The 24855-nt window shown below is 62.8% G+C and carries 25 protein-coding genes, 2 pseudogenes and 1 riboswitch; of the genes and pseudogenes, 2 read left to right on the forward strand and 25 right to left on the reverse strand.

Going from position 1 to position 24855, the window contains the following annotated elements; translation table 11 throughout:
• Positions 1–4: 4 nt before the first annotated feature.
• From LB557_RS07280 to LB557_RS07340, 13 genes are all read right to left on the reverse strand, one after another.
• Positions 5–316: a MocE family 2Fe-2S type ferredoxin gene (locus LB557_RS07280; protein ID WP_140824144.1), complete on the reverse strand. Its 312-nt coding sequence runs from the start codon at positions 314–316 to the stop codon at positions 5–7.
• Positions 317–344: 28 nt separating this feature from the next.
• Complete coding sequence (locus LB557_RS07285; protein WP_140725561.1) at positions 345–1427, reverse strand: fatty acid desaturase family protein; 1083 nt, start codon at positions 1425–1427, stop codon at positions 345–347.
• Positions 1428–1512: 85 nt separating this feature from the next.
• Positions 1513–2694, reverse strand: coding sequence for an aldose 1-epimerase family protein (locus LB557_RS07290; RefSeq protein WP_224643611.1), 1182 nt, complete (start codon positions 2692–2694; stop codon positions 1513–1515).
• Between the two features lie 10 nt (positions 2695–2704).
• A complete protein-coding gene (locus LB557_RS07295) occupies positions 2705–3487 on the reverse strand; it encodes an ATP-binding cassette domain-containing protein (protein WP_140824141.1) in 783 nt (260 codons plus the stop codon).
• A gap of 2 nt (positions 3488–3489) precedes the next feature.
• The gene (locus LB557_RS07300) at positions 3490–4509 is read right to left on the reverse strand and encodes an ABC transporter permease (RefSeq protein WP_224643612.1); all 1020 of its coding nucleotides are present in this window, start codon (positions 4507–4509) and stop codon (positions 3490–3492) included.
• Positions 4510–4553: 44 nt separating this feature from the next.
• Entirely contained in the window at positions 4554–5498 is a 945-nt protein-coding gene (locus LB557_RS07305) for a substrate-binding domain-containing protein (RefSeq protein ID WP_140620622.1), read from the reverse strand.
• A gap of 55 nt (positions 5499–5553) precedes the next feature.
• Complete coding sequence (locus LB557_RS07310) at positions 5554–6468, reverse strand: sugar phosphate isomerase/epimerase family protein (RefSeq protein WP_224643613.1); 915 nt, start codon at positions 6466–6468, stop codon at positions 5554–5556.
• Between the two features lie 44 nt (positions 6469–6512).
• Positions 6513–7610 (reverse strand): Gfo/Idh/MocA family protein, encoded by a 1098-nt coding sequence (locus LB557_RS07315; RefSeq protein WP_224643614.1) that lies wholly within the window; start codon positions 7608–7610, stop codon positions 6513–6515.
• 35 nt (positions 7611–7645) lie between these two features.
• Positions 7646–8716, reverse strand: a complete 1071-nt coding sequence (locus LB557_RS07320) for an ABC transporter ATP-binding protein (protein ID WP_140824139.1) — start codon at positions 8714–8716, stop codon at positions 7646–7648.
• Positions 8717–8719: 3 nt separating this feature from the next.
• A complete protein-coding gene (locus LB557_RS07325; protein ID WP_224643615.1) occupies positions 8720–9811 on the reverse strand; it encodes an ABC transporter ATP-binding protein in 1092 nt (363 codons plus the stop codon).
• Positions 9808–10767: a carbohydrate ABC transporter permease gene (locus LB557_RS07330; RefSeq protein WP_015317069.1), complete on the reverse strand. Its 960-nt coding sequence runs from the start codon at positions 10765–10767 to the stop codon at positions 9808–9810. Before LB557_RS07330 ends, LB557_RS07325 begins: the two co-directional genes overlap by 4 nt.
• Positions 10764–11624: a carbohydrate ABC transporter permease gene (locus LB557_RS07335; protein WP_015317068.1), complete on the reverse strand. Its 861-nt coding sequence runs from the start codon at positions 11622–11624 to the stop codon at positions 10764–10766. Before LB557_RS07335 ends, LB557_RS07330 begins: the two co-directional genes overlap by 4 nt.
• A gap of 73 nt (positions 11625–11697) precedes the next feature.
• A complete protein-coding gene (locus LB557_RS07340) occupies positions 11698–13311 on the reverse strand; it encodes an extracellular solute-binding protein (protein WP_140620628.1) in 1614 nt (537 codons plus the stop codon).
• Between the two features lie 355 nt (positions 13312–13666).
• Between LB557_RS07340 and LB557_RS07345 the strand changes: the two genes are divergently transcribed.
• Positions 13667–14695: a LacI family DNA-binding transcriptional regulator gene (locus LB557_RS07345; protein WP_141906994.1), complete on the forward strand. Its 1029-nt coding sequence runs from the start codon at positions 13667–13669 to the stop codon at positions 14693–14695.
• Positions 14696–14851: 156 nt separating this feature from the next.
• On the opposite strand, the gene LB557_RS07350 is transcribed toward LB557_RS07345, so the two are convergent.
• The 11 genes and pseudogenes from LB557_RS07350 to LB557_RS07395 form a co-directional block, all read right to left on the reverse strand.
• Complete coding sequence (locus LB557_RS07350; RefSeq protein WP_140824134.1) at positions 14852–15298, reverse strand: aconitase X swivel domain-containing protein; 447 nt, start codon at positions 15296–15298, stop codon at positions 14852–14854.
• Positions 15282–16544: an aconitase X gene (locus tag LB557_RS07355; protein ID WP_224643616.1), complete on the reverse strand. Its 1263-nt coding sequence runs from the start codon at positions 16542–16544 to the stop codon at positions 15282–15284. The genes LB557_RS07350 and LB557_RS07355 overlap by 17 nt, the downstream gene beginning before the upstream one ends.
• A 77-nt stretch (positions 16545–16621) precedes the next feature.
• Positions 16622–16738: pseudogene (locus LB557_RS31750) on the reverse strand (spermidine/putrescine ABC transporter ATP-binding protein); the annotation flags it as partial.
• 57 nt (positions 16739–16795) lie between these two features.
• Positions 16796–16970, reverse strand: a pseudogene (locus tag LB557_RS31755) (ABC transporter permease); the annotation flags it as partial.
• A 231-nt stretch (positions 16971–17201) separates the two neighbouring features.
• Positions 17202–17366, reverse strand: coding sequence for a DUF3309 family protein (locus LB557_RS07365; protein ID WP_023769518.1), 165 nt, complete (start codon positions 17364–17366; stop codon positions 17202–17204).
• A 230-nt stretch (positions 17367–17596) separates the two neighbouring features.
• Entirely contained in the window at positions 17597–18241 is a 645-nt protein-coding gene (locus tag LB557_RS07370) for a hypothetical protein (RefSeq protein WP_224643617.1), read from the reverse strand.
• Positions 18242–18646: 405 nt separating this feature from the next.
• Positions 18647–19333 (reverse strand): methyltransferase family protein, encoded by a 687-nt coding sequence (locus LB557_RS07375; protein WP_224531680.1) that lies wholly within the window; start codon positions 19331–19333, stop codon positions 18647–18649.
• 211 nt (positions 19334–19544) lie between these two features.
• Positions 19545–20561: an ABC transporter substrate-binding protein gene (locus LB557_RS07380; protein WP_224643618.1), complete on the reverse strand. Its 1017-nt coding sequence runs from the start codon at positions 20559–20561 to the stop codon at positions 19545–19547.
• Between the two features lie 19 nt (positions 20562–20580).
• On the reverse strand, positions 20581–21321 hold the full coding sequence (locus LB557_RS07385; protein ID WP_224643619.1) for an ABC transporter ATP-binding protein: 741 nt from the start codon (positions 21319–21321) through the stop codon (positions 20581–20583).
• Complete coding sequence (locus tag LB557_RS07390) at positions 21318–22181, reverse strand: ABC transporter permease (protein WP_224643620.1); 864 nt, start codon at positions 22179–22181, stop codon at positions 21318–21320. Before LB557_RS07390 ends, LB557_RS07385 begins: the two co-directional genes overlap by 4 nt.
• Positions 22144–22752 (reverse strand): YkoF family thiamine/hydroxymethylpyrimidine-binding protein, encoded by a 609-nt coding sequence (locus tag LB557_RS07395; RefSeq protein WP_015317050.1) that lies wholly within the window; start codon positions 22750–22752, stop codon positions 22144–22146. The genes LB557_RS07390 and LB557_RS07395 overlap by 38 nt, the downstream gene beginning before the upstream one ends.
• Positions 22743–22856, reverse strand: a riboswitch (TPP riboswitch). (Overlaps the previous gene by 10 nt.)
• A gap of 275 nt (positions 22857–23131) precedes the next feature.
• Between LB557_RS07395 and LB557_RS07400 the strand changes: the two genes are divergently transcribed.
• Entirely contained in the window at positions 23132–23440 is a 309-nt protein-coding gene (locus LB557_RS07400) for a hypothetical protein (protein ID WP_224587962.1), read from the forward strand.
• A 58-nt stretch (positions 23441–23498) separates the two neighbouring features.
• On the opposite strand, the gene LB557_RS07405 is transcribed toward LB557_RS07400, so the two are convergent.
• Complete coding sequence (locus tag LB557_RS07405) at positions 23499–24551, reverse strand: formyltransferase family protein (protein WP_224643621.1); 1053 nt, start codon at positions 24549–24551, stop codon at positions 23499–23501.
• Positions 24552–24855 lie beyond the last annotated feature (304 nt).

The following is a 24855-nucleotide window of genomic DNA, read 5'->3' on the forward strand; positions in this document are numbered from 1 at the left end:
CGCTTCAGATCTGGATCATCACCTTGCCGGCTTCGATCTTCACCGGATAGGTCGCGAGGTTGATGCAGACCGGCGCGCCCTTGGCCTGGCCGGTCTTGTAGTTGAAGCGGCCATTGTGCTTGGGGCATTCGATGATGTCGTCCATGACAAGCCCGTCGGCCAGATGCGCCTTCTCATGCGTGCAAAAACCATCGGTGGCGAAGAACTCGTCATCCGGCGAGCGGTAGATCGCGAAGGTCCGCCCACCATGGTCGAAGCGGATGACATCCTCTTCCTCGACATCGTCCACCGCGCACGCTTCAACCCAATCGGCCATCTCGTTCTCCCTCGGACATTCGCGATCGCTACTCGGCCGCCGCCGACATATCGACCTGATGGAACTCACCGCGATACGGCCTGGCCGTCGGCGGCAATTCGCGCTTGAGGTAATAATCCTCGTATTTCAGCTGCCTGAGCAGGACCGGCCAGACCTCGCGGTAGGCGTGCCACATCGACGGATTGGGCTTCGGCAGATCGTGCTTGATCAGTTCATGCAGCCTGGGCAGCGCGTGATACGGCACCATCGGGAACATGTGGTGCTCCACATGGTAATTCATGTTCCAGTAGATGAACCGGCTGATCGGGTTCATGTAGACGGTGCGTGTGTTCAGCCGATGGTCGACGACGTTGTCGGCGAGCCCGATATGCTGCAGCAGGCCAGTCGTCACCATGTGCCAGGTGCCGTAGAGGCGCGGCAGGCCGATCAGCACCAGCGGTATCCATGACCTCAGCGCGATCGCGAGGGCGATCGTCGCCACATAGATCGCGACATGCCAGCGGGCCGCGACCACGGCCTTATGCTGTTCCATCTCGGGGATATAGCTCTTCTCTTCGTCGGACAGCGTCCCGAATGCCTGCCGCACCAGCGTCGGCAGCGAATAGCGAAAGTCGAGAATGCCGGTGAAGGCGAGCGCCGCCTTCAACAGGTCCGGCGGACGCATGACCGCGATCTCGGCGTCGCGGCCGACGATGATGGTGTCGGTGTGGTGGCGGGCATGGCTCCAGCGCCATTGCACGGGATTGCGCATCAGCATGAACGAGGCGATGTGGTAGACGACATCATTCATCCAGCGCGTGCGAAAAGCCGTGCCATGGCCGCATTCGTGCCAGCGTGAGTCGCTCGACGAGCCGTAGAGCACGCCATAGACGAACAGGAACGGCACCACCCACCACGAACCCCAGAACAGGACGATACCCACGGCCGAGCCCAGGATCGCGACAATCCAGATGATGGTGTCGCGGATCGCCGGGCCGTCGGAACGCTGCATCAACTCCTTCATCGCCTTGCGCGGCACGTCGGTGTGGTACCACTCGGCCGAGGCAAGCCCGGTCTCGATCGCTGCCCTGGTGCTTTCGCCGACCAGGCTGTAGTCGCGCTTTTTCGCCATCGTCGTCAAATTGGCCTCCAATCGTCGCGCAGCGCTGGCAATCCGGTCCGCCGGCCGGAGGGCTTGCTTTGAATAAATGTCGCGCTCATGTCCTGCCGGCCAGTCTTGGAAAATTTTCTGAAGGCTGAGGATAATCCTGCTCGGGCTGCCGGGCGATATCCGCGATCCTGGCTTCGGCGCCAGCGATTTCCTCCTTGCCGTCGAGGACGCGGAACACCGCGTCGTAGGCCCGGCTTTCGCCATGCTCCAGCCAGATCATCTCACCGCGCTCGCGGGCAGCGAGATCGCCGAGCACATGGTGGGTCGATGGCTCTATCCCCAGAGCGTACTGCCCGGCCTGGAAATTCTGCCATTGGTAGGCACACGGCAACTGATCCTTGCGGGTCGCTACTTCGAAGCCGAGACCGAGCCGGTCGTTGACGACGGCCACCGGAACCTCGCCATGGGCGTCGGCGGCCATTTCGTGCTGCCAGACCTGCTCCCTGAAGTGCCGTTGCGGCGCCGGCGCGGTGCGATAGCCGACACTCTGCGCCTCGTAGCGCTCGCCGGCATGGCTGGCCCAGATGACGTCGCGGATCGGCGCCAGATAACGGGAGCCTTCGTCCAGCAAGGGATGGCTGACATTGACATGGTAGAAATACATATGCGGGGTGCGGTTGAAGCCGTGGTTGACGACATGGTCCGAAAGCCGGATCTCGTTACCCCCGACATCGGCTTCGATGCGGCGAGTGAGATGCAGATCCTCGCCAAACACCGCCGACTGCTGCACGATGCCTTCTGCCCACAGCACGCAGCGGTCGCCCTCCCAGCGCTCGCCATAGCCGGTCAGCCGCGCCGGGATGGTACCGACACGACCATGCAGCGAATGAAGCACCGTCTTCTTCCCCGGATAGTTGTAGCTCTCGGCCGGCACTTCTTCCCGCCCCAGAATGTGGTCGAGGCCGCAGGTGACGAGCAGGCCCGAGAAGGACCGCGCCCAGGCCAGCCCCGCTTCCCCTTCATAGTCGTGCAAGCCCGGATGGCGAAAGCCGCTCGGCGAATGCCAGCCGATCGCCTGGCCCTTGAAGTCGCAATCGGCGATGTCGAGCGCCCGGTCGACCAGCGCGGTGAAGCGCAGGCCCGAGCCGGTGCGGAATTCGAGCATGCGGATGCCGCGCTCCACCCCGTCGCCGAGCGTCGTCAGCCGCACGCCGGCGAACTGCGACAGCTGGCCTGACCGCTCGGCCACTTGCCGGCGCGACAGCGTCTTGCCGTAAAGCTCTACCATGCGACGCCCTTCACTTTGCCCTCGCCTCCTTGAGCAAGGCCGACATGTCGGCGCCGGTGATGATGCTTTCCACGGTCAGGAGGTCGGTGTCGGCGACCGTCTGTTCGGCGACGATCTCGCCGCGCCGCATGACGACGATGCGGTCGGCGACCTGGAAGACATGGTGGATGTTGTGGGTGATGAGCAGCACCGAATGGCCGGCGTCGCGTACCTCCTTGACGAAACGCAGCACACCGTGGGTTTCCTCGACGCCGAGATTGTTGGTCGGCTCGTCGAGAATGATCACCTTGGCGGCGAACTGCATGGCGCGCGAGATGGCGATCGACTGCCGCTCGCCGCCCGACAGCGTCGAGACCAGCGCATCAGCGTCGAGTTTCTTCGAGATGCCGACGCGCTTGAGGAGTTCGGAAGCGGCTTTGCGCAGCTTCGCGAGATCGAGCGGCGCGAACACGCCGAGCCAGCCGAAATTGACCGGCTCGCGGCCGAGGAAAAGATTGCGCGCGATGCTGAGATCAGGCGCCAGTGAGGTGTCCTGATGGATGGTCTCGATGCCGAGGTCCATCGCATCCCGGGTCGAGCGGATCGAAACCTTTTCGCCGCGTACAAAGATGTCGCCACGATCGACAGGGAAGACACCCGAGATCGCCTTGATCAGCGTCGATTTTCCGGCGCCGTTGTCGCCCAGCAGCGCCACCACCTCGCCTTCCCGCAGTGTCAGCGAGGCGTTCTTCAGCGCGCGCACGCTGCCGAAGGACTTTTGCAGGTTCTGCAGCCGAAGTACTTCTTGCACCATCGTCAGCCCCTTGCGGCGTTCTTCTGCAGCAAAGCGTGCAGGATGAGCATGGCGAGGATGATGAGGCCGACAAAGATGTTGTAGGCGAGCCCCGGCACGCCGATCAGTACGATGCCGTTGCGGATGGCGCGCAGCATCAGCGCGCCGACGATGGTGCCGAGGATGGTGCCTCGTCCGCCGGTCAGCGCCGTGCCGCCCACCACCACCATGGCGATCACTTCCAGCTCATAGCCGGTGCCGGCCACCGGTGACGCGGCCGAGATGCGGAAGGCACTGATCATGCCAGCAAGGCCGGCCAGCACCGAAGTCGCGATGAACAGCCAGATCTTGACCGTATCGGCCGGCACGCCGCGCGCCACCGCCGCGTTGCGATTGGAGCCGATGGCACTGATCCTGTTGCCGAGCTTGGCGTAGCGCAGGATGTAGATGGCAAACAGCGAGAGGCCGATGAACCACCACAGCGAGGTGTAGAAGCGGAACGAGCCGATGTTGAAGCTGCCGGCGAGCAGCGTCACGAAGAAGCCCGGCTGGTCCCAGGATTTCAGCGGAAAGCCTTGCGTAATGTAAAGCGCTGCCCCGCGCACGACGAGCAACATCGACAGCGTCACCAGGAAGGAGGAGATGCCGATCTTGGTGACGATCAGCCCGTTGATCGCGCCGATCGCGATACAAAGCAGCAGCCCGGCCAGAAGCGCGACACCTATATCCACCCCGCCATTTTGCACCAGCAGCATCACCACCACCGGCGCCAGCCCAAACACCGCGCCGACGGAAAGATCGAATTCGCCTGCCGTCAAAAGCAGCGTCATGCCGAGTGCGATGATGCCGAGCTCGGGCAGGAACGCCATCATGTTGGAGATGTTGAGCGGCGACAGGAAATTGGCGTCGGCGACCGCGAATACCGCCAGCAAAATGAGGAGGATGACGAAGGAGGAGAATTGCGGCGAGCGCAGCAGGCGCGATCTGCCTTTCACCCCCGGCACTTCGTCTTCTGCGGCAATTGTCATGACTGCTTGAACCATGCTTGAAAAGACGCCCGCCGCTTTTCCGGCGGGCGCTGTTTTTCTCATTTCTTGTCGTAAAGCTTCAGAATCGGGTCGACGCTGGAGGCGTCGTAGAGACCGAAAGTGTGGATGTCGTAGCCGATCGGCTCGCCTGACGCGGCAAGCCCGAGCAGCGCCACCGGCATGAAGCCTTGCGCAGAGGGATATTGCCAGGCGGCGGCATTGACGAAGCCGTCCTTGACGGCTTGTGCCGTCTCCTTCGAATTGCCCCAGCCGACGACGGGGATCTTGCCCGCCGGCACGCCGGCGCCATCGAACACGCGCTTGACGCTGGCGGCAACGGAATCGCCGAGCGCGATGATCGCCGGCGGATTGTTGGCGACCATGTAGTCGGTCATCTTGGCGATGATGCCAGCCGGATCGGTGCCGCAATCGACCACGTCATATTTGATCCCCAACGGATCGAAAACGCTGGCGATGCCCTCGGTCTCGAGCTGCTGGTAACTGGCGCCGGGAACCTCGACCGGCAGGAAAACCTTGTCGCCCTGCTTCACCATCTTGTGGTCGACCAGATATTTGGCCCAGATGACACCCGCTTCTTTCAGGTCCGCGCCGACATAGGCCTGCCGCCCTGTCGCCGGATCGTCGGTGTTGAAGAACACGATCGGGATGCCAGCCGCCTTGGCTGCTTTCACCTCCTCCGTCCACAGGCCCGGCTGCGCCGACGTAGTGGCGATGCCGTCGGGCTTTGCGGCAAGCGCCGAGTTGAAGGCCTCCTTCTGCGCCGCCATGTCGCCGCCGCTGAAGGAAATCTTGCAGGTTACCTTGAGCTGGTCGCAGGCCTTGGTCGCACCGGCGTTCCAGTCGATCCAGAACGCATCCGACGGACCGCCATGCGACAAGAGATAGAAGGTCTTCTGGCCGTCCTGCGCCTGCGCCGCCGTGCCAAGGGCGACGCCGGCGAGCACTGTCGCGGCGGCCGCCAATTTCAATGCGAATTTCAACATTCTTTCCTCCCTTGTTTGAAGCCGCGCCGCCGTGCACTGGTGGCGCGGCTAGCCGTCACAGGCCGTTGGCGCGGAATTTCCCGTCGAGGAATGTCTTGGCGCGCGGCACGTCGTCTTCCGACAGATGCTCGATGATCACCGGTATGTTCGGATGCTTTTCGGCCAGCCGCTGGAGGTACAGGTCGTAGTTCAGCGAGCCAAGGCCGGGCGCCGGCAGTTCGATTTCGCCAACCCCGCGGAACGTATGGCTTTCCATCGCGTCGGCATCGCCGATGTCGGCGTGCTTCTCCGACTTGTCATCGCCTGAGCGCTTGACGTCCTTGGCATGCGCTATTCTGATCTTGTCGGTCAGCGTGTCGAACACCTGGTTCAGGATCTGGTCCATCCGGTCGATGTTGTGCGTCTCGAAATAATTGGTCGGGTCCATCAGCAGGCCAAGGCCTGGATGGTCGACCTGCGCGAACATCTTCACCGTCTCCTCGACCGAGCCGACGACGTTGTTGACATAGGTTTCGAGCAGGAAGACCGCGCCATGGTCGTAAGCCGTCTGGGCAAGATCGGCGATGACCTTGCGGCATTCCTCAAAACCTTCCTCGGTCTTGTTCTTGGGGTGATGCACCCAGTCGGATTCGGTGTTGTAGGTGCCGGTCTCCGAGATCACGTAAGGGCTGCCGAACTCGCGCGCATTGCGGATGATCTCCTTGAGATAACCGACGCGCTTGTCGCGCTCCGCCTTGTCGGGATGGATGATGTTGGTGTAGCCCGACACGCAGCAGACCGGCAAATTGTGGTCGCGGAAGACGTCGCGCACCTTCCTGGCCTTGTCCTTGGTGATCTGCCCAGCCGACAGGTCGATATCCCTGAAGTGCAGGTCGAGTTGGACCGTGTTGAAACCGAGCCCGCGGATCTTCTTTGCCGTCTCTTCGAGGCCGTACGGGAAATAGCCCGTGAAAATACCTGCCTGCATCATGATCTTGAATTCCTCCCTGTAAGCGATTCAGTTGCCAGCGATTTTCAGTTAATTCCGTTTGTGGAGATTTCGGAAAGCTTGACCGTGCGGCCCGATGCCATCGAGCGATAGCCCGCTTCGACCAGCGCCATGGTCTTGACGTTGTCGGCAACGGTGAGCGCCGGCGGCGTACCGGTCTTCACGGCGTGCTGCAGCTGCTCCATGACGCCGATGAAGGCATGCGGGAACCACATCGTCTCCCAGCTGGGAGTTACCCACTCGCCGCCGGTCGTTTCGGAGGACGCATAGGTCAGCGTCGAGGCGGCACCGGTCGGCCAGCCGATCGTGCCCTTGGCGACCCCCTTGGTGCCGTCGACGCGCCAGTTGATGTGCTGGTCGTCCTTGTAGCCCTGCTGGCGTGGGCCGGACCATACGTCCTCCAGCGAGACAGCGAGCACACCCGACGGGAAGCGCAGCGTCGAGACGGTGATGCCGTCGGAATGGTCGAATGTCGTGCGCGGATCCTTGCGCGTCAGCGTCGTGATCTCATCGGGATCGCCAAAGAGGAAGCGCAGCACGTCAAGGTGATGCACGCTCATATTGGCAAGCGTCAGCCGGTCGTAGCCCTGAAGGAAGGTCTGCCAGTGCGGAATGGCGTGCATGTCGATCTGCGCGAAAACGATGTCGCCCAGCGCGCCGCTGTCGATGATCTGCTTCAACACGCGCATCGACTGGTCGTAGCGCATGTTCTGGTTGACCGAGAGTATCTTGCCGGCCTTCGCCGCCTCGTCTCGCAGCTTCACCGCTTCCTCGACCGACAGCGCCAGAGGCTTCTGAGCCAGGATCGCCTTGATGTGGTTCTGCTTCAGCGCATGGCGGATCAGCGCCGGCTGCTGGTCCGGCGGAAACGCGAGGTCGATGATCTCGACATCTGCATCCTCGATCAGCTGTTCCGGGGTGTCGTGGACGGTCGGGATGCCCCAACGGTCGGCGACCTTTTGCGCATTCGCCTTGGTACGCGAGGCGATCGCCACGACCGGAAAGCCGGCGTCCTTATAGGCGGCCAGATGGCATTCGGCCATGATCATGCCGGCGCCGACGCAGCCGATCCGATATTCCTTCGTGCGGACCTTCACATCCGGCTCGAAGCCCTTGCCTGTCATGCCTTCCTCCCGAAATCCTGTCCTTGCGGCCGCGTTCATCTTGCCAACGCGCCTCCGCCCTGTCCGAAATAATGCACGCGCGCCGGCTCGCAGGATATCGCCACCATCGCGTCGGGCCTGATGTCAGGCTGGCCGCGCAGCAAAGCCTTCAGCCGCGCTTGCCCGGCGGCGAGTGTCACCACGGTATAGCCGCCAAGCGGCTCGACCTCGAACACCCGCGCCGGGCGGCCGGGGCTCTCCTTCTCGGTGTCGCTCCAGGGCCTGACCTTGATATCCTCCGGCCTCAGCCCGATCTCGACGGCGTCGGCCGGAGCCGTGCGATCGGCGATGCTGATCGCGCCTTCGGCGGCCTCGATGCCGCCCTCGCCTTGAACGGATTTGAGGATGTTCATGACAGGCGACCCCAGCAGCCGCGCCACGTAGGTGCTGGCCGGGCGATCATAGATCTCGGCCGGCGCGCCGATCTGCCGGATCCTTCCGCTTTCCAGTATGGCCATGCGGTCGGCGATCGACATCGCCTCTTCCTGGTCGTGCGTGACATAGATCAGCGTCTTGCCGAGCTCACGCTGGATGCGCTTCAGTTCGACGCGCGTTTCCTCGCGCAGCCGCGCGTCGAGCGCCGAGATCGGATCGTCCATCAGATAGGCGTTGGGGTCGCGCACCAGGGCGCGGGCGATCGCCACCCGCTGCCGCTCGCCGCCCGAAAGCAGTGCCGGCGGCTTGTGCAGGATATGGCCGATATGCAGCTTGGCCGCGACATCGGCGACGCGCCGTTTGATATCGACCTCGGCGACCCGGCGCTCGACCAGCGGGAAACGGACATTGTCGAGCGCGCTCATATGCGGGAACAGCGCCAAGTTCTGGAACACCATGGCGACATTGCGCTCTGCTGGCGACACCGTGTTGACGGGCTTGCCGCCGATGAGGATTTCGCCGGCATCCGGCGTCTCCAGCCCGAGCACCAGGCGCAGGATTGTCGACTTGCCCGACAGCGGCGGCCCGAAGAAGCAGAAGAACTCGTTGTCGTTGACAGTGAACGAGGCGTCGTCGACGGCGAGCATCGTGCTGTAGCGTTTCGTGACATTGCGGAAGACGATGTCGGCCATGGCTCAACCCGCTCTCATCGCAAGGCCGCTAACGGCGTCAAAGACCCGCACTGACGACGCCGCGGGTGCGACGACCGCGGTTTGCCCTATCGACAGCCCGACATCATTGTCGAAGACCGCTTTCACGGCGCCGTCGCCCTGGCCGAGGTGAACGATGGTGCGCGCGCCGATGCGCTCGACGAAAGTGACAGGCATGGCAAGCCCGCGTCCATTCTCCGCCAGGGCCACCTGTTCCGGCCGAAAGCCGTAGAGCACCTCGTCGCGTGCGCCACGCATGGCCGCCGCCAGCTCGTCGGGTAATGGCGGCGTGATGCCCAGCGCCCCGAGATCGACGACCAGACCCCGGTCGCTCTCCGCAGGTCGGCCCTTGAGCAGGTTCATGCCCGGCGCGCCGATGAAGCGGGCGACGAAGACATTGGCCGGATTGTTGTAGACCTCGAGCGGCGTGCCGACCTGCTGCAGCACGCCGTGGTCCATGACCGCGATACGGTCGGCCATGGTCATGGCTTCCAGCTGGTCGTGCGTGACGTAGACCATGGTCTGCTTGAACTGGCGCTGCAGCTGTTTCAGCTCGGTGCGCATCACCGCGCGGAAGGCGGCGTCGACATTGGACAGCGGCTCGTCGAGCAGGAAGATCGCCGGCTCCATGATTGCCGAGCGGCCGATCGCCACGCGCTGCAGTATGTTGACCGACAGCCGGTCGGCCTTGCGGTCGAGCAGCGGCGTCAGTTGCAGCAGCTCGGCAATCGTGCCGACGCGACGATCGATCTCGACCGTGGCGGCGCCACGCATCCTTGGCCCGTAGGCAAGGTTCTGGCGCACCGTCATTTGGGTGAAGATCGCGTAGTTCTGGAACACGAAGCCAACGCCGCGCCGGCCCATCGGCACGCCGGCCATGTCGCGCTCGCCAAACAGGATCTTTCCGCTGGTCGGCTCTTCCATCCCGGCAATCATGTTCATCGTCGTCGACTTGCCGCAGCCTGAAGGCCCCAGCAGAGCCATGAACTCGCCATCGGCGATATCGAGGTCCATGGTCTTCAGCGCCGTGAAGTCGCCGAATGTCTTGGTGAGGTGCTTGAGCTGGATCGTGCTCATGCCGCCACCTGCCTTGCCCGGGCCATGCGCTTCATGGCGAACACGGCGACGATGGAGAGCACGACCAGAATGGCGAGCGCGATCGCCGCCACATAGCCCCAGATCAGATCCTGCGTGGTGACCTTGTAGATGTAGACGGAGATCGTTTCGGTGGCGACGCCGGGGCCGCCGCCGGTCATGATGTACAGCGTGTCGAAGATCTTGAAGTTCTCGATCACCCTTATCGCCAGCGCGATGATGATGATCGTCTTCATCTTCGGCAGCACGATGGTGGTAAAGCGCTGCCAGGGATTGGCGCCGAGCAGCGTTGCCGCCTTGATCTGGTCCTCCGGCACTCCGACCAGGCCGGCCAGCAGGATCAGGAACATCAGCGGCGTCCACTGCCAGATGTCGGCGATCATCACCGCGATCAGCGCCAGTGTCGGATCCGACAGCCAGGCAATGGTGACTTGCGTGCCCGTGATTGCCGACAGGATGTCGTTCACCGGGCCGCCGGACTGGAACAGCATGAAGAACATGTAGCCGGCCACCGCCGGCACCACCATCATCGGCATCAGGAGGACCGAATAGAAGATACGCTTGCCCGGAAAATCGTCGGCGAACAGCGTCGCCAGCGCCAAGCCTAACAGGAACTCGGCCGGCACGCAGACGACCATCACGATGACCGTGCGCTTCAGCGCACTCCAGAAGCGCGCGTCGGCGGCAAGGTCGGTATAGTTGGCGAAGCTGTTCCACATCTCCCAGGCGTTCCACCAGCCAAGGCCCGAGAGTGGCGACCAGTCGGTGACGCTGATGTAGAGCTGCATCAAGAGTGGAAAGGCCGAGATGAACAGCACCAGGATCTGCGCCGGCAAGGTCAGGCGAAAGCCCAACCGCATGCCTTCGTCGCGCAGCGCCGGCTTTGCGCGGGCCGCGTCCATCTCACCCTCCGAAATCGTCGCAACCACCGCGCTCATTGCTTGAGCGCTCCGAAAGTTAGCCCGCGCACCAGATGGCGCTGGATGGCGATGCCCATGATGACCGGCGGCACCGCCGCGATCAGCCCGAGTGCGGCCTTGGCGCCATAGAGCTGGCCGGTCATCGACGAGGACAGCGAGGCCATGTAGACGGGGATCGTCACCCATTCGCGCGTCGTCAGAAGCAGCGCGATCAGATAGTCCGACCAGTTGAGGATGAAGACGAAGAGCGCAGCACTCGCCAACGGCGCGCGCATCATCGGCAGCGTGATGCGGGTGAAGACGCGCAGCCGCGAGCAGCCCTCGACCAAAGCGGCTTCCTCGATCTCGCGCGGCATGTCGTCGAAGAAGGTCTTCATCAGCCAGAAAGCGAACGGCAGCGTGACGATGCCGTAGATCAGCGCCAGCCCCCACCAGCTGTCTGTGAAATTCAGGAAGGCCCACATGATCATCACAGGGATCATGACGGCCATCGGCGGAAACAGCCTGAGCTGGATCAGCGCCAGCGGCAGGTTCTGGCCGGAGCCGAAGCGCGACAGGCCATAGGCGGCGGCGGTGCCCGCCGACATGGCGATCGCGGTGCCGAATACCGCCGACAGAAGCGACGATAGGATCGGCTTCAGCGCGGTGCGGTCGAGCGCGACGATCAGATTGTTGGTGGACTCGCCGAACACGAACTGGAAATTGCTGAGCGTCGGGTTCTTCGGCCACCATGTCAGGTCCGCTCCCGTCGCCGACCATTCGGCGATCGGCTTGAAGGCCATCGACACCATCCACAGGATCGGCACCAGCGTGACGGCCATCGCCGCGAGGATCGCGGCGTAGCGGAATATCTCGAAGGGGACGGAACGCTTCATCTGGCTGCTTTTGCTGGTGGCGCCGGGGAAGAGCGGATGCTCCTCCCCTCCGGCTTTGATCCAGGGAGATGGATCAGCTGATCGGATCGAGAACGGTCGGCCATGCCTCCTTGTTGGTCCTGATGGCTTCGAGCAATTTGTCCTCGCCAATGCGCCGGGCGATCTTCTTCCACTCGGCTTCCGTGTCGGCCATCGCCTGCTCCGACGTCTTGGCCTTGGTCAGCGAAGCCATCAGGTTTTCGTCCAGCGCGTTGTGGAAGGCGGTGGCGCCGGGATAGTTGATGGTCGGCACCGTGCGGGCGACCGTCTCGCGCACCACGTCCATGTGGTAGGCGTGGTAGGTCTGGCGCACCAGCGGATCGGAAAAATCCGAAAGCCGGAACGGATCGAGATAGCCGCCGGGGTTGGCGCTCATCCAGGCATAGATGCGGGCCGAGCCAAGCCATTGCAGCAGGAGATAGGCGACCTCCTGGTTTTTCGACTGCGACGAGACCATGCCGGTCAGCGAGAACCACAATACCGAGCGACTGATCAGTTTGCCGTCGATCTCGCGGCCGGGCGGCAGCATCGTGCCGATCTTGCCGGTGACCTTGGAGTCCTTGTTGCCGGCATTGTCGAGGAATTTCGGCAGGTTGGAGAAGGCACAGGTCATCGCCGCGCCGCCCTTGGCGAAATTGCCGTACTGCTCCGGCCAGCCCCACGAGATCGCGTCCGGCGAATGATGGACCAGCGATTCGACATATTCGTTGGTGGCGGCGATGCCATGCTCGGAATTGATCAGCGGCTTGCCGTCGTCGCCGAACAGGAACTGGTTGGGCGAGGCCATCGACACATAGCGCTGATACCAGTTGGTGTAGCCCCAGCCCTGGTTACGCAGGTCGGTGGAGCCGAACAGGCCCTTGTCCGGACGCTGGAAGAAGGCGGCGATATCGCCGTGCTGCTTCCAGGTTTTCGGCGGCGCCAGATCGTAGCCGTATTTGTCCTTGAAGGCCTTCTTCTCGGCTTCGTCACCGAACAGGTCGGTGCGGTAGACCCAGGTCTGGAAGTCGCCGTCCAACGACACCCCATAGTTGGAGCCGCGATATTTGTTGAGCAGCGATACACCCTTGGCGCCGTCGACATAGCCGGTCTTGGGATCGTCCCATTCGGGTTTGTACTGGGCGACGAAGTCGTCGAGCTTGGCGATGCCGCCGGTCTCGGCGAGATCGCCAAGGCGATTCCACTCGGTCGAATAGATGTCGTAGGCCCCACCCTTGGTGGAGATGTCCTGCATGGTTTTGGTGAATTCCTGGCCGTTCGGCAGACCGACGATCTCGATCGGGATCCCGGTTTCCTTTTCCCACAGCTCCTTGATCGACGGCGCTCCGGCCGGAAAAGGCTGGGTGAGCTGGCCAATCGAGCCGTCCGACAGGCCAAGCACGATCTTGGCCGGCGCCTTGCCGGCGCCCTTCAAAGCCTTGGCGGCCTCAATGGCGCGGCCCTCCGGTGTGTCGGGACCGTATTGATAGCGTTCGGCGCCATCGAAGCCCGTCGGACCGCCGATCATGCCAGGTGCGAGCGCATCGGCCGCGAAGGCGCGGCCGGGACGAATGAATTGCGGAGCGATACCTGCGGCGGCCACGAACACCGCCGCCTTTCCTCCGGACGCCAGCAACCGGCGCCGCGAGATGCGGATCAGATCAGACATTGGAATTCCTCCCTCAGGCCCAATGTTTCCTCCACGAGCCCATGAGGGATATTGACGGCAGGATCAGAAGGCTGTCAACATCATTAATAATCAAAATACATCACAACATCGCATCGAGTGAGGAAATGCGTCATACCAAGGTTCATAGATCCCTCCGAATGCGTCGATTTGATGGGAAATGTGATCTCCCTTTCCGACGCGATCGTGCCGGACGAGTTGATTTAGCTTGGCGGCTTGCGCATCGGCCAAGGCCGGATACATCATTTCCCATCAGAATCGCGGATCGCGGGGCGTTGGGCGCAATCAGCCGCCAGCCGGCACTGCGTCATCCCTGATGCATTGAGGAGATGAGACGGTGCGTTCCACCCTGACCGACATAGCCCGGGAAGCCGGCGTCTCCGCCGCCACCGTCGACCGCGTGCTCAACAATCGCCCCGGCGTGCGGGCGCGCACACGCGAGATCGTGCTCGAAATGGCGCAGCGGCTCGGCTACATCGCCGAAGGCCCGAACGGGGCGCCGCCCAGGCCGGTGCCCGGCGAGGTCATCCGGCTCGACTTCGCGCTGCCGGCCGGCACCAATTCCTTCATCAAGATGCTGCACCGCCACATCGAGGCACAAGCCCTGGCGCGTCCCGATCTCGACGTCCATATCGCCACCATAGAGGGCTTCAATCCCGACCGGCTCGCCCGCCTGCTGCAGGATTTGCGCGGCCAGACGCAAGGCGTCGGTGTCATCGCGCTCGACCATCCGACGGTGCGCGAGGCGATCCGCTCGCTATCGGCCAACGACGTCAAGGTGGTGACCATCGCCTCCGACATCCTGCATGTGCCAAGGGTTGCCTATATCGGCATCGACAACCGCGCCGCCGGGCGGCTGGCCGGCTATCTGCTCAACCGTTTCATGGGACCGGGGCGCCCCGGCAAGGTGGCGCTGTTTGCAGGCTCGCTGTCCTATCGTGGCCACGAGGAACGCGAGATGGGCTTCCGGCACATATTGACCGAGGAATCCCCCAATCTGGAGATCGTCGAGATGCGCGAAATGCTCGACGACCGCGAAAAGGCCTATTCGGAGGCGTCAGCCCTTCTGGAACGCCACCCCGACCTTGCCGCGATCTACAATGTCGGCGCCGGCAACACCGGCATCGCGCGCGCGCTGAAGGAACGCGGCCGTGCGCAATCCATGGTTTTCCTCGGCCACGAGGCGACGGACGGCACCAAGGAACTGCTGCTCGACGGCACGCTCGACGCCGTCATCGACCAGAACCCGCGCGTCGAAGCCCGCGAGGCGCTCAACATCCTAACCCACGCCGTCCGGGGCCTCCCCTATGAATTGCACCAGCCGAGGCTGCAGGTGATCTTCAAGGAGAACATCCCGGAGATTTGAGGCGCGCGCAGCACTTGGCTCGGCACGCACAAAACAAGGATTTAGGCGGTGTCGGTTAGATCATTTGGAGTAATGACAGGCCTGATCGGCCGGTAGGTTGGCGCGTCCTAGAGGCAGGCGGCAGCCGGATGCAGCGCTCACCCTATCAGCGCGTGCTCATTTCCTGACCTTGCGGACAATCGCCCCGCCATCACCGCCCACATCGATCGCTATCCGATCACCGGAAACAATCTCCGAAATCCCGCAAACCACCAGCGGCATGCTGATCGCGTAGAGGAACTCGGCGACGATGGCGCCAACGGCAAGGATCGGGTCCGGCCGTTCCAGAAGAATGCCGGCCGGCGCCGTGCCCCTGCGGATTGCCTCGGCCAAGACAGAGGAAGAAGACGAGGACCCTCGCCCGCTCGGCATGACCAGTATCTTGCCGGAGACATTCTGGCCAAGGCCTGGGTGCGAATGATCCGTTATGTCGCCGGTCTCGGCGTCTATGCCGCCCCAGAAGCTGAGCGGTTGCGAGAACACCAGCGCCTCGCCCTCGGCGGCACCGGCCAGTTGGAATGTGCCGGCTCTTTCAACGACCTTCACTTCAATCGACCGCGTCATGAGGCGCCCGCACGACGTGCCCTGCGGCGGCGGAGCGGATGCAGTCCTGCATCTCGGCGAAGGCGACGGTCACGCCGATATTGCCCGGCGCATAATGCGCCCATTTGCCGGAATTGGTCATCACGACGCCGTCGAGACGCTCGAGAATCGAGGTGACATAGGTGCAGGTGTCAGCGACCGGGACCAGGCCGAACGCCTCCATGCCAGCCAATGCCCCCTCCTCCTGCAATCGTGTCAGCGTCGCGCGGCCGGTGTTGACATAGATCGGGATGCCCCTGCCCGGCGCCACCGCACGCAGCAACGGCAGCAGGCGCATCCATTCCTCATGCGAGAAATGCGGGGTGCCCAGCGACACGGCCGCCAGCGGCGTCCCGTCGGGTACGCGCGACAGCCTGGCCAGCGCTTGACCGATATCGGCGCGCGTGATGCGGATCGTTGCCTCCGGCGCTTGTCCATGGAACGCCTCGTCGAGTGTTCCCGCTTCCGGCGTGATGCCGACCGCGTGGAACAGCGCCACCGCGCCCGTCGTCGCCGCCGCCGCGCCAAGCGCCTTCAGCTGGTCCTCGTCGCGTGGCCGCGGCAGGCCCGATATGACCGGAACGCGATCGCCGCTCGCTTGCCCGATGATCAGCCCGACGCCGACGAACAGGCTGTCGCTCGGCTCCCCGTCGGCAACATCCAGCTCGAACAGGATGCGGCCGCGCCGGTTCTCGCTGAGATGCAGGCCCCAGCCCGGTGCGCGACCCGTCATGGCACAGCACAGGTCGATGAAATCGCCATAGCGGTTGGTGCGAGCGCCGATCACCGAATTGGCGAAAACGATGGCATTGGACTCGCCCCAGGCGATCTGCTGGCCGAATTCAGGCCGGAACCGCGTCTGGTAGGGGGCACAGGTGAATGTGGCCTGGCAGCCAAGTTCCAGATGCGCCGTCATCAACCGCCGCGCCGGCATTTCTTCAGCCGCCGGCATCTTGACCATGCCGGGATGAATAAGGTCGAACGACCCGACATTGAGCGTCGTCGGCACCCGGACACGTCCGCTTCCCTCGACCAGCCGCTCGACGAAATCGAGCCCTGCCTTGCCGTGATAGAGACAGCCATCGATATGGGCGCCTGAGATGTCGAGCAGGCTGCCGGCCCCAACCGCGTTCGAGAAGGCGACGAGGATTTTCATGGCGGCGGCCGCGGCTGGGCCTTGCTCGCCATCGAGCATGGATTGGTCGCGGGCCGTCAGGTCAAACGTCATCAAGGTGCTCCGGGCTTAACTTGGGCCCGGCTATGCGTTCCTCATTGTCAGCGGTCTGGCAAGAGCCGAAACGACGATCAGCCCGCCGCCGCAATCAGCACTGTGCTCTCCGGCGACCAGCGCAGCACCACATCCTGACCTTCCACCAGCCTGTCGGCGCCAGTATTTTGGACGATGACTTTCAACGTCTGGCCGGCGCAGCCGCGAGGCCGAGCGAGCGCCCGGCTTCGATCAGCGAGTCGTCGATAGCCCGTCACCTCGAGGCCGAGGCGGAGTGAAGCCGGCAGCAGCGTCAGATAGAGATTCTGCGAGAAGAAGGCGGCGTAATTGCCCAGCGTGAACGCCCACGGCTTTCCCGTCAGCGGCAGGTCGGTCATGACGGAGAAAAAAGACCGTGGCCGAGAGCGGCAGAAAGACCGAAGGCAATCGCTTTGCAGAAGAACGAAAGCCCGCTCCGGGAACCGGGGCGGGCCTTGGAGGAGGATGAAGGGGTGGGACCCTCTCCTCTTGTTTCCACGGGGGGTGTGGACCGCAATCACCATACAGCCGTCCTGCGGGGCGCATGATCACAAGCCGGCCTGCTTCCATCACATTCCAGTGCACGCCGGCGCGGGTTCGCTCACGGGACCGCGACGCCGGCGACACAAGAGGAGCCGGCTAGATGCGTCCCAGGACGACAAGGATGATGACGATGATCAACACAAGTCCGAGACCGCCACCGCCATAGTAACCGGTTCCGTAGAACGGGCCACCGCCCAGACCGCTGAAGCCGCCGAGCAGCGCGAGGATTAGAATAATGATAAGTATCGTTCCGAGACCCATGGCCTTCCCTGCTCCTGAATGCGCTCTTTCGCGCTGGTTCAACATCGCGCCATTTCGGATGTCGCAAGGTATGAACGTTTTAGAGGGGCTGGCGTTCCGCTGGACTATTGCGGCTACGGAACACACAGCCCGCAACGCAGAAAGCCCGCCTGGACGGCGGGCTTTCCAACCGGCCGGAGGCCAGGAGAGTGCGGTCAGGCCTACGGCTGGTTCCGCAACCTCCCTCAGCCTCAGCGGCGTGCGATCAGCAGGCAGAGCTGCCGCAAGTCGCGGTCATAGGTCCCTTCGCTGCTGAGGACATCGACGCAGCGCTTCTTCATGCGCGTCACCTGCGAGCTTGACATCTGGGCCACGACACCAGGAACGTTGGGGTGATTGGGATTGGATGGGTTGTTCGGGTTGGACGGATTGCTGGGATTGGTGCCGTTGCCGATGCCCGCGCCGACACCAATGCCACCGGCGCCGCCAACACTGGCGCCAAGCCCCGCATTGATGCCACCCGTTCCGCCAACATTGGCACCGAGCCCGGCGTTGATGCCGCCCGAACCACCGATATTGGCGCCGGCTCCTGCATTGACGCCATTGCTGCCGCCGACCGACGCGCCGAGCCCGGCGCTGACGCCCCTCGAGCCGCCGACATTGGCGCCGGCTCCGGCATTGACGCCACCGCTGCCGCCGACCGAGGCACCGACGCCGGCATTGATGCCGCCACCGCCGCCGACCGAGGCGCCGACACCGGCATTGACACCGCCGCTACCGCCAACCGAGGCGCCGACACCGACGCCAAGACCTGCTGCGTTTGCTGGCACGGACAGAACCATGACTATTGCACTACCCGCCAACACACTGGCGACTGTCTTGATGGTAAAGGCCATAACACTCTCCTGTTGTCGTTGCGCTAGGCACTCGGCATGCAGCCGATTGCGATGGCAACTACGTCGAAGAGAGTTTTGAGTTTCAATTCAGGCTATACATGTGAGCGACATGGTATTAACCGTCGAAACAAGAAAGCGGTAATGATAATAAAAATATAATATACTTGTAAAAAAATATCTAATGGCAGACATTTGCAATGTCTATATTTTGAGGAATTTACGAGAAAAAACGATTTGGAGCCAGCTGTTGGAGAGCCGATGATTTGGTGCCAGGCTGCTTGCTACCGAACAGCCAGAATACAGCACCTCACCTGCGGAGCAGTTCCGGACCACTAGCCGCTAAGGAGCCCTGTTGGCCAACTCTGGATCAAACAGGACGGCCACTCTCGCGTGACAGTCTGGCCTTCAGAATATCCGGTAAAACAGCCTATAGCGCACGCGCTCCATATAAGAGCGGTACTCCGGTTCCGCGGCAAGCAAGGCCTCCTCGCGCAGAATGCGGTACACCTGCAGATAGGTGATAACCGCATAGACGGCGAGATTGTAGAAGGAAAAGGCCGACAGCAGGTAAAGGACATGGCCGGTAAGGTAACCGGCATAGATCGGATGCCGCACCAGGCGGTAGGCGCCGCCGGTCATCACGCCGCGATTGGCGGGCAGGATGGCAAAGGAACGACCCAGCGACAGCTTTCCCCAGATGACGAACCACAGTGCCAGGAACTGCAGCGGCGCGGCGACATAGATGGGGATGATGGGGATGCCCGGTTCCATGGTGATCAAGGCGACACCAAAACTGGCGGTCACCGAAGCGACTACCGCAAGCGGGCTCCAGTCACGCGTCACCGGCCGCCGCGACAGCAGCAGCCAGGTAAAGGTGAGCGTCTCGGAGACCGCCACGAGCGCGATATTGAACCGGGTGGGGTCCTGCACGAAGTGATACACGCCCCGGTACACAAACAGCGCGGCGCATGCGAGCGCACAAATGCGAAAGAAGCCTTCGCGCAAGTCGGCCAGGATCTCGCGCTTGCGCGCTTCGGATATCATCCCGCCCTGGTTGACGCGCGGAAGCGTTTCGCTTTTTGGTGCAAGCAAGGCAAGAACCCCGATGATCCCTCGGAGGGACCTTTGCACGCAACCATTGCTGTGCGGTTAACCGAGAAGATCATATCGGCATCAGAAACGGCGACGGCGCCGCCGAAAGACATGCGAGACACAAGGCACGGCCGTGCAGATTGTCTCCGCTTCGAGGATCGCCAGGAATGGGTTTCGCCCGAGTTGATCCTCTCCTTAAGGGATTGGCCAGCTACCCCAGAAATGCGTTGCTGAAATACCTGGCGAAATCCGGGCTCTGCGGCAGAACCTTACCGTCGGTGTCGCGCAGAATGCCGGCGGCGAAGAGGTAGTTGCCGATCGCTTCCATCTTGGCAGGGTCCAACGTCCCGATGGCACCATTTTGCCCGCGTAGATAATTGCCCTCGAGCAGTGCCTTCAGCGAGGCGTGGACCAAGGCCGGATTCGTCAGGGCATCCTTGTTGGCGGCTATCAGCAGCGTGGCGGCCTCCCCTGGATGATCGACGGCGAATTGGTAACCGCGCCGCGTTGCCTGGATGAAGGATGACGACAATTCGGGGTTCGCCTGGAGATACGCTTCGCTCGAAGAGATAAGCGTGGTGTGCTCATCGGGGACGCCATGGTCGGCATAGACGAAACTGCGCTGCTTAACGCCCCTGAGTTCGGCTTCGACGCCCTCCCAGGTCGACACTTCCAGCGTGAAGTCGACCGAACCGTTGGCCAGCGCCTCGTAGGCGGAAGTGCCCAGCGTCACCGTCTCGAAATCGCCCTTGCCGCCGTCGTGACGGATGATGGTCGAGATCAGCGCGGTCTCCCAGGCGCTGCCGAAACCGCCATAGGTCAGGCCATCCAGATCTTTCGGGCTTTTGATGTCGCTGCGCGCGGCATTGAACACCAGCCGGCCTGTCTCGGACTGCACGACGGCATAGACGCCCTTCAGATCGGCCCCCGCGGTCTTCTGGGTGAACAGGCTGATGGTGCCGTTGATCCCGAAATCGGCGACATGGTTGGCGACAAGCGTGCCGGCACCGGTATCGCTGTAGGGCAGGATGTCGACCTCGAGGCCGGCTTCGCGATAAAATCCCTTATCGCGGGCGACGAACAGCCCAATGTGGTTGGTGTTGACCGTCCAGTCGAGGGCGACCGTGACCGTCCGCGTTGCCGCGAAGGAGCGGCTCGATCCGGTGATCAGCGGTACGCTGCCGGCAAGGGTGAGCAGCAGGGCTTGCCTGCGCGTCAAGTCAGTCATGGTCATGTCCTTCGGATGGCTAGGGGTTGAGCAAAATGTCGAGAATCTCGGCCTCGAGTGGCCCCGCCTGCCGCGTGGCCGCGCTGGCGGGATCGCGCGGGCGCGGCAGCGGCACCTTGATCTCGCGCACGACCCGGGCAGGCCGCGCGGACAGCACATAGATGCGGTCGGACAGGAACAGGGCTTCGCGCACGTCATGAGTGATCAGCAACGCCGTCCAGTGGTGGTGTCGCCACATCTGTTCGAGCCAGCGCTGCATGGCCGCGCGGGTCAGTGCGTCGAGCGCGCCGAACGGCTCGTCGAGCAGCAACATATCGCGTTCCTGCACCACGGTGCGTAAAAGCGCCGTGCGCTGGCGCATGCCGCCCGAGAGCTGCGCTGGAAAGTGCCACTCGAAGCCGGCAAGGCCGAACTCGGCAATCAGCGGAGCCACACGCTTCCGTGCCGCCTTGCGGCTGACGCCTTGCACCTCGAGTCCGAGCGTGGTGTTGTCGAGGATGCGCCGCCACGGCATCAGCGCGTCGCGCTGCGGCATGAAGGCGAAATGCCTGCCGTGATCGTCGAGCGGCACGCCGTCGAAGAACATCTCACCCTCGCCATGCTCGGCGCCGGTCAGAAGCTGGAACAGCGTCGACTTGCCGGCTCCCGAAGGTCCAAGGATCGAGACGAATTCGCCGGCATCGACACGAAGCGAAATGTCGGCGAGCACATCGAGCCCGCCAAACGCCTTGCGAACATGCCGCAATTCGAGCCGGCTCATGCTTCTGGACCTTTTCCGGCGCCTTGCCTGCCAGCGGCTCGTTCCCAGGGCATGGCAAGACGCTGCAGCAGCATCGTCAGCCCGAACAGGACAAGGGTGAGCGCTGCGCTGACGCAGACGGCGGCGAGCACCAGGTCGGGACGGAAATTGTTCTTGGCGTTGAGCATGTAGATGCCCAGCCCTTTGGCCGCGCCCGCATATTCGGCGAAAATGGCGCCGACCACGGCATAGGTGATGGATATCCTGAGGCCAGCGAAGAAATAAGGCAGCGCCGAAGGCAATCGTGCCAGCATGAAGACACGCCAACGCCCTGCTCCCATGGCACGCAGCATCTGACCGATCTCCACCTCGGTAGCCTCGTAGCCCTGCACCAGCGCGACCAGCATCGGGAAGAAGGTGACCAGCGCCACCAGCATGATCTTGGGCGTCAGCCCGAAGCCGAACCACAGCACCACCAATGGCGCGATGGCGACCAGCGGCAAAGTCTGGCTGACTATGAAGATGGGAAACAGCGCTCGCCGCAAAGGCTGGAAGAAGTCGACCAGCATCGACAGGGCGAAGGCGGCACTGAGCGAACAGGCAAAACCGATCAGCGTGGCGCGGACCGTGGGAATGGCGTTGTCGACCAAGGCTTCCCGATTGAGCATCGCCTGTTCGAAGACGCGCGAGGGCGCCGGCAGAACCGTCGGCTTGATGCCGGAAATGTTTGCGTACAGTTCCCAGGCCACGAGCACCAAACCGATCGATATCACGGCCGGCGCTGTTTTTGCGAAGAAGCCCGCGACGTTACGCGGGTTGAATGACGATGAGACCACGAGCGGTTCAGACGGCGGTGGGACTGTTGGCCGAGACCGTGACATCGAGGGTTACATGGCCGGCGCCGGGCCCGAAGCGGCAGAAGGCTTCATCGAGGGCCGAGAAGATCGCGCCGGCATCGCCGCGCAGCTTGGTGCAGAAATTCTTGGAGCGATCGTAGACGCCGGACTGCTTCAGGAAATCTATGCAGCCATAGATTTCGTCCATGTGGTCGTCAGTGCCCATCACATAGAGCGAGAACTGCGCCGCCGCCGGCTGGCCAGTGGCCGGCGCGCCGCGCACTGCGGTGATGGCGGCTTGCTTGCGCGGGCCGAGTGGCCCGGCAGGTCCGCCGAACGTGTCGGAGCGGCAGATCGGGTCATCCGGCTCGCCTGGGCAGCCACGCGAAATGGTGGCTGACAGCACGCAATGCCTGCCGCTGCCAGACGCGGCCACGAAAAGGTCGCGCAGCGCAGGGAATAACACCTCGGGGGGCCCGACCAGCAAGGTCGAAATGTCGTCGGTCTCGATCCTGAGCTTATCGCGGTACGGATCGAGCGCGCCGAGCGCGCCCAGAATGATGCCGACGAAATCGTCGGCCATTGGATATAGGGAAACCTGTGCGCCTGAAAACATCGCCCGCCTCGCTCCGCTGGTATTACCCAGATCAGCTTCTAGGGTCTGTGGGCTTGCCGCCCCCGTCTCAGCCCCGACCGTACGGAGCACCCCTGTGGATAGGCGCGTTAAAGCATCATTCGGACGGTTGGGAAAGCTGTTTTTTTGGCAAGCCGCGCCAAAGCATTGCCCGAGCTCCAGGACAATTGGGCATCGCCGGCGCGGAAATTTGTCTGGAACCTTCGCCATTCCGAGGGGTTGTCCCACCAGTCGCTGGACGCGATTCCAGGATCAATTTTCCGTTCGGGATTGTGTCAAAACAAGAGATAGAGCGGTTCATGATTTCCGCGAAACCGTGCACCGTTCCCGGCGACGAGTTCACAGAAAATGGAGACAAATCATGTTCATGAAAATCCTCGCGGCTTCGGCCTTCACCATTGCCGTTGCAACATCCGCCATGGCGCAAAGCAATAGCGCGGCGGGCGCGGATGGGTCCGGCGGCAGCGGCAAGTCCGTCACTGTGGACCCAAGCACCCCGGCTTCGCCCAGTACGATCGATCCGGGCGCGACCAACAGCACGACCACCACGCCGGGCGACATGAATTCCAATGCGGACAAGAATTGCCCGACCAACCCGCAGGGTGCACAGACGGACGCCAACGGCAACGCCACCGCGCCGACCGTGAATGACAACAACTGCGGAAAGTAGTTTGCCATCGCGATATGGGAACCGCGGACGCAGTTTCCACGGTTCCCACTATTGGGATTCAGTGTCCGCGACTACTCGCTGGCGGCTGTGGTGCCGCTTCACTGCCCACCCGGCCAAAGACCCTTAATTCAGCGTACGGTCTGCCGGCCCGGGGGCGTGGGAACGAGGCGTATATTTTCATCAGCCGTTTGAGCAGGCGCCCGTAGGTGAGGTGCCGAACCCGGCCGTTGGCAAGATCGAACTCCACCGTCCCCCATCGCCTTACCGGACCCTTTCCGGTTGGCGGACCCAGTCGCCTGACCTGGAAGGCCAGCCTGACCTGGCGGCCGGCGACATCCAGATAGATACCGGGTTTAGCGCCCAATACGTGCCACATCCGGGCAACGTGCCCGATCGACATGTCGGGCAAAATCGCCATGTGGTCCCGCTCAAGTCGAGCCCAGACGAAATCACCGGCTGGCTGCCGCATCCCCGACACCAGATTCTTGCAATAGGCTGGCGCCACCTCACGCACCAACCGGCGCATAGCGCTCGCCACGCTGTCCACCATATCCCGCCGCGACCTCCAGTCTGCTTCGGTGAACGGCACTTGTCCGAGGATGTCGCCGTCGTCGAAATTGGCCGACATCTTATGCAGTGTCACGCCGCCATGGACGGCATGCTGGCCATCCGCGACAAGACGATGGAGAGGATGTGGCCCCCGGTAATTGGGCAGCAGCGCCGGATGAAAATTAAGCCCGCCCTTGGGAAAGAGGTCGAGCAGCTGCTGTGGGATCAAGGTCGGGAAAGCGAAGCAGATCAGCACATCCGCGGCGATGTCAGGCAATTGCCGGGCAAGCTCGTTCCAGTCGTAAGGCCGGCGGAATTCGATCAGCTTTACCGGCGTGTTGCCGAGATAGCGCCTGAGCAAACGCCGGCGCCTCAGCCTGCGCCGAAAATTGCCAATGCTGAAGCCTCTGGATGGGCGTTGAAAACCAGGCACGATGATCGCACCAACACGGTTTCCCGCCTCGATCCATCCGGAAAGCAGCGGCCCGGTATAAGCAGAAACATCCAGGATGAAAATTGCAGTGAGTTGCCCGGCGCGGGCCGCAGGTTCCGAAGAAATCATCTTCTCAAGCCCAGCGGGGCAAGACGTAGCCTGCCCGCGCCAGCAATTCGATCACTCGGCCAGCCAGGCCCGAAAGCCGGCCTGGCCGGTCAGGCTGCCTTGGAAGAAAGCGGTCCCGCCGCAACACTTGAGAGTCTTTCCCGCTTCACCAACACCGGCTTTTCGTAGATCTTCTTCATGCTCATCCCCGATGATCAATCAACCTGCGCAGTTGGCCAGCAATGCAGCGAACTGTCAACCGCCGGACGGCGGCTAACAGCCCCTATGCGTATGATCCTTGGCAATCGACGGGCGTTTACACCCA

It is taken from the genome of Mesorhizobium sp. BR115XR7A (assembly GCF_020165315.1).
GTDB classification, from domain to species: Bacteria; Pseudomonadota; Alphaproteobacteria; order Rhizobiales; family Rhizobiaceae; genus Mesorhizobium; species Mesorhizobium australicum.

Excerpts from the sequence above, each read along its gene's own strand:
- LB557_RS07280 (WP_140824144.1), bottom strand. The coding sequence starts at position 316 with ATGGCCGATTGGGTTGAAGCGTGCGCGGTGGACGATGTCGAGGAAGAG.
- LB557_RS07285 (WP_140725561.1), bottom strand. The coding sequence starts at position 1,427 with ATGGCGAAAAAGCGCGACTACAGCCTGGTCGGCGAAAGCACCAGGGCA.
- LB557_RS07290 (WP_224643611.1), bottom strand. The coding sequence starts at position 2,694 with ATGGTAGAGCTTTACGGCAAGACGCTGTCGCGCCGGCAAGTGGCCGAG.
- LB557_RS07295 (WP_140824141.1), bottom strand. The coding sequence starts at position 3,487 with ATGGTGCAAGAAGTACTTCGGCTGCAGAACCTGCAAAAGTCCTTCGGC.
- LB557_RS07300 (WP_224643612.1), bottom strand. The coding sequence starts at position 4,509 with ATGGTTCAAGCAGTCATGACAATTGCCGCAGAAGACGAAGTGCCGGGG.
- LB557_RS07305 (WP_140620622.1), bottom strand. The coding sequence starts at position 5,498 with ATGTTGAAATTCGCATTGAAATTGGCGGCCGCCGCGACAGTGCTCGCC.
- LB557_RS07310 (WP_224643613.1), bottom strand. The coding sequence starts at position 6,468 with ATGATGCAGGCAGGTATTTTCACGGGCTATTTCCCGTACGGCCTCGAA.
- LB557_RS07315 (WP_224643614.1), bottom strand. The coding sequence starts at position 7,610 with ATGACAGGCAAGGGCTTCGAGCCGGATGTGAAGGTCCGCACGAAGGAA.
- LB557_RS07320 (WP_140824139.1), bottom strand. The coding sequence starts at position 8,716 with ATGGCCGACATCGTCTTCCGCAATGTCACGAAACGCTACAGCACGATG.
- LB557_RS07325 (WP_224643615.1), bottom strand. The coding sequence starts at position 9,811 with ATGAGCACGATCCAGCTCAAGCACCTCACCAAGACATTCGGCGACTTC.
- LB557_RS07330 (WP_015317069.1), bottom strand. The coding sequence starts at position 10,767 with ATGAGCGCGGTGGTTGCGACGATTTCGGAGGGTGAGATGGACGCGGCC.
- LB557_RS07335 (WP_015317068.1), bottom strand. The coding sequence starts at position 11,624 with ATGAAGCGTTCCGTCCCCTTCGAGATATTCCGCTACGCCGCGATCCTC.
- LB557_RS07340 (WP_140620628.1), bottom strand. The coding sequence starts at position 13,311 with ATGTCTGATCTGATCCGCATCTCGCGGCGCCGGTTGCTGGCGTCCGGA.
- LB557_RS07350 (WP_140824134.1), bottom strand. The coding sequence starts at position 15,298 with ATGACGCGGTCGATTGAAGTGAAGGTCGTTGAAAGAGCCGGCACATTC.
- LB557_RS07355 (WP_224643616.1), bottom strand. The coding sequence starts at position 16,544 with ATGACGTTTGACCTGACGGCCCGCGACCAATCCATGCTCGATGGCGAG.
- LB557_RS07365 (WP_023769518.1), bottom strand. The coding sequence starts at position 17,366 with ATGGGTCTCGGAACGATACTTATCATTATTCTAATCCTCGCGCTGCTC.
- LB557_RS07370 (WP_224643617.1), bottom strand. The coding sequence starts at position 18,241 with ATGGCCTTTACCATCAAGACAGTCGCCAGTGTGTTGGCGGGTAGTGCA.
- LB557_RS07380 (WP_224643618.1), bottom strand. The coding sequence starts at position 20,561 with ATGACTGACTTGACGCGCAGGCAAGCCCTGCTGCTCACCCTTGCCGGC.
- LB557_RS07385 (WP_224643619.1), bottom strand. The coding sequence starts at position 21,321 with ATGAGCCGGCTCGAATTGCGGCATGTTCGCAAGGCGTTTGGCGGGCTC.
- LB557_RS07390 (WP_224643620.1), bottom strand. The coding sequence starts at position 22,181 with ATGTCACGGTCTCGGCCAACAGTCCCACCGCCGTCTGAACCGCTCGTG.
- LB557_RS07395 (WP_015317050.1), bottom strand. The coding sequence starts at position 22,752 with ATGTTTTCAGGCGCACAGGTTTCCCTATATCCAATGGCCGACGATTTC.
- LB557_RS07400 (WP_224587962.1), top strand. The coding sequence starts at position 23,132 with ATGTTCATGAAAATCCTCGCGGCTTCGGCCTTCACCATTGCCGTTGCA.
- LB557_RS07405 (WP_224643621.1), bottom strand. The coding sequence starts at position 24,551 with ATGATTTCTTCGGAACCTGCGGCCCGCGCCGGGCAACTCACTGCAATT.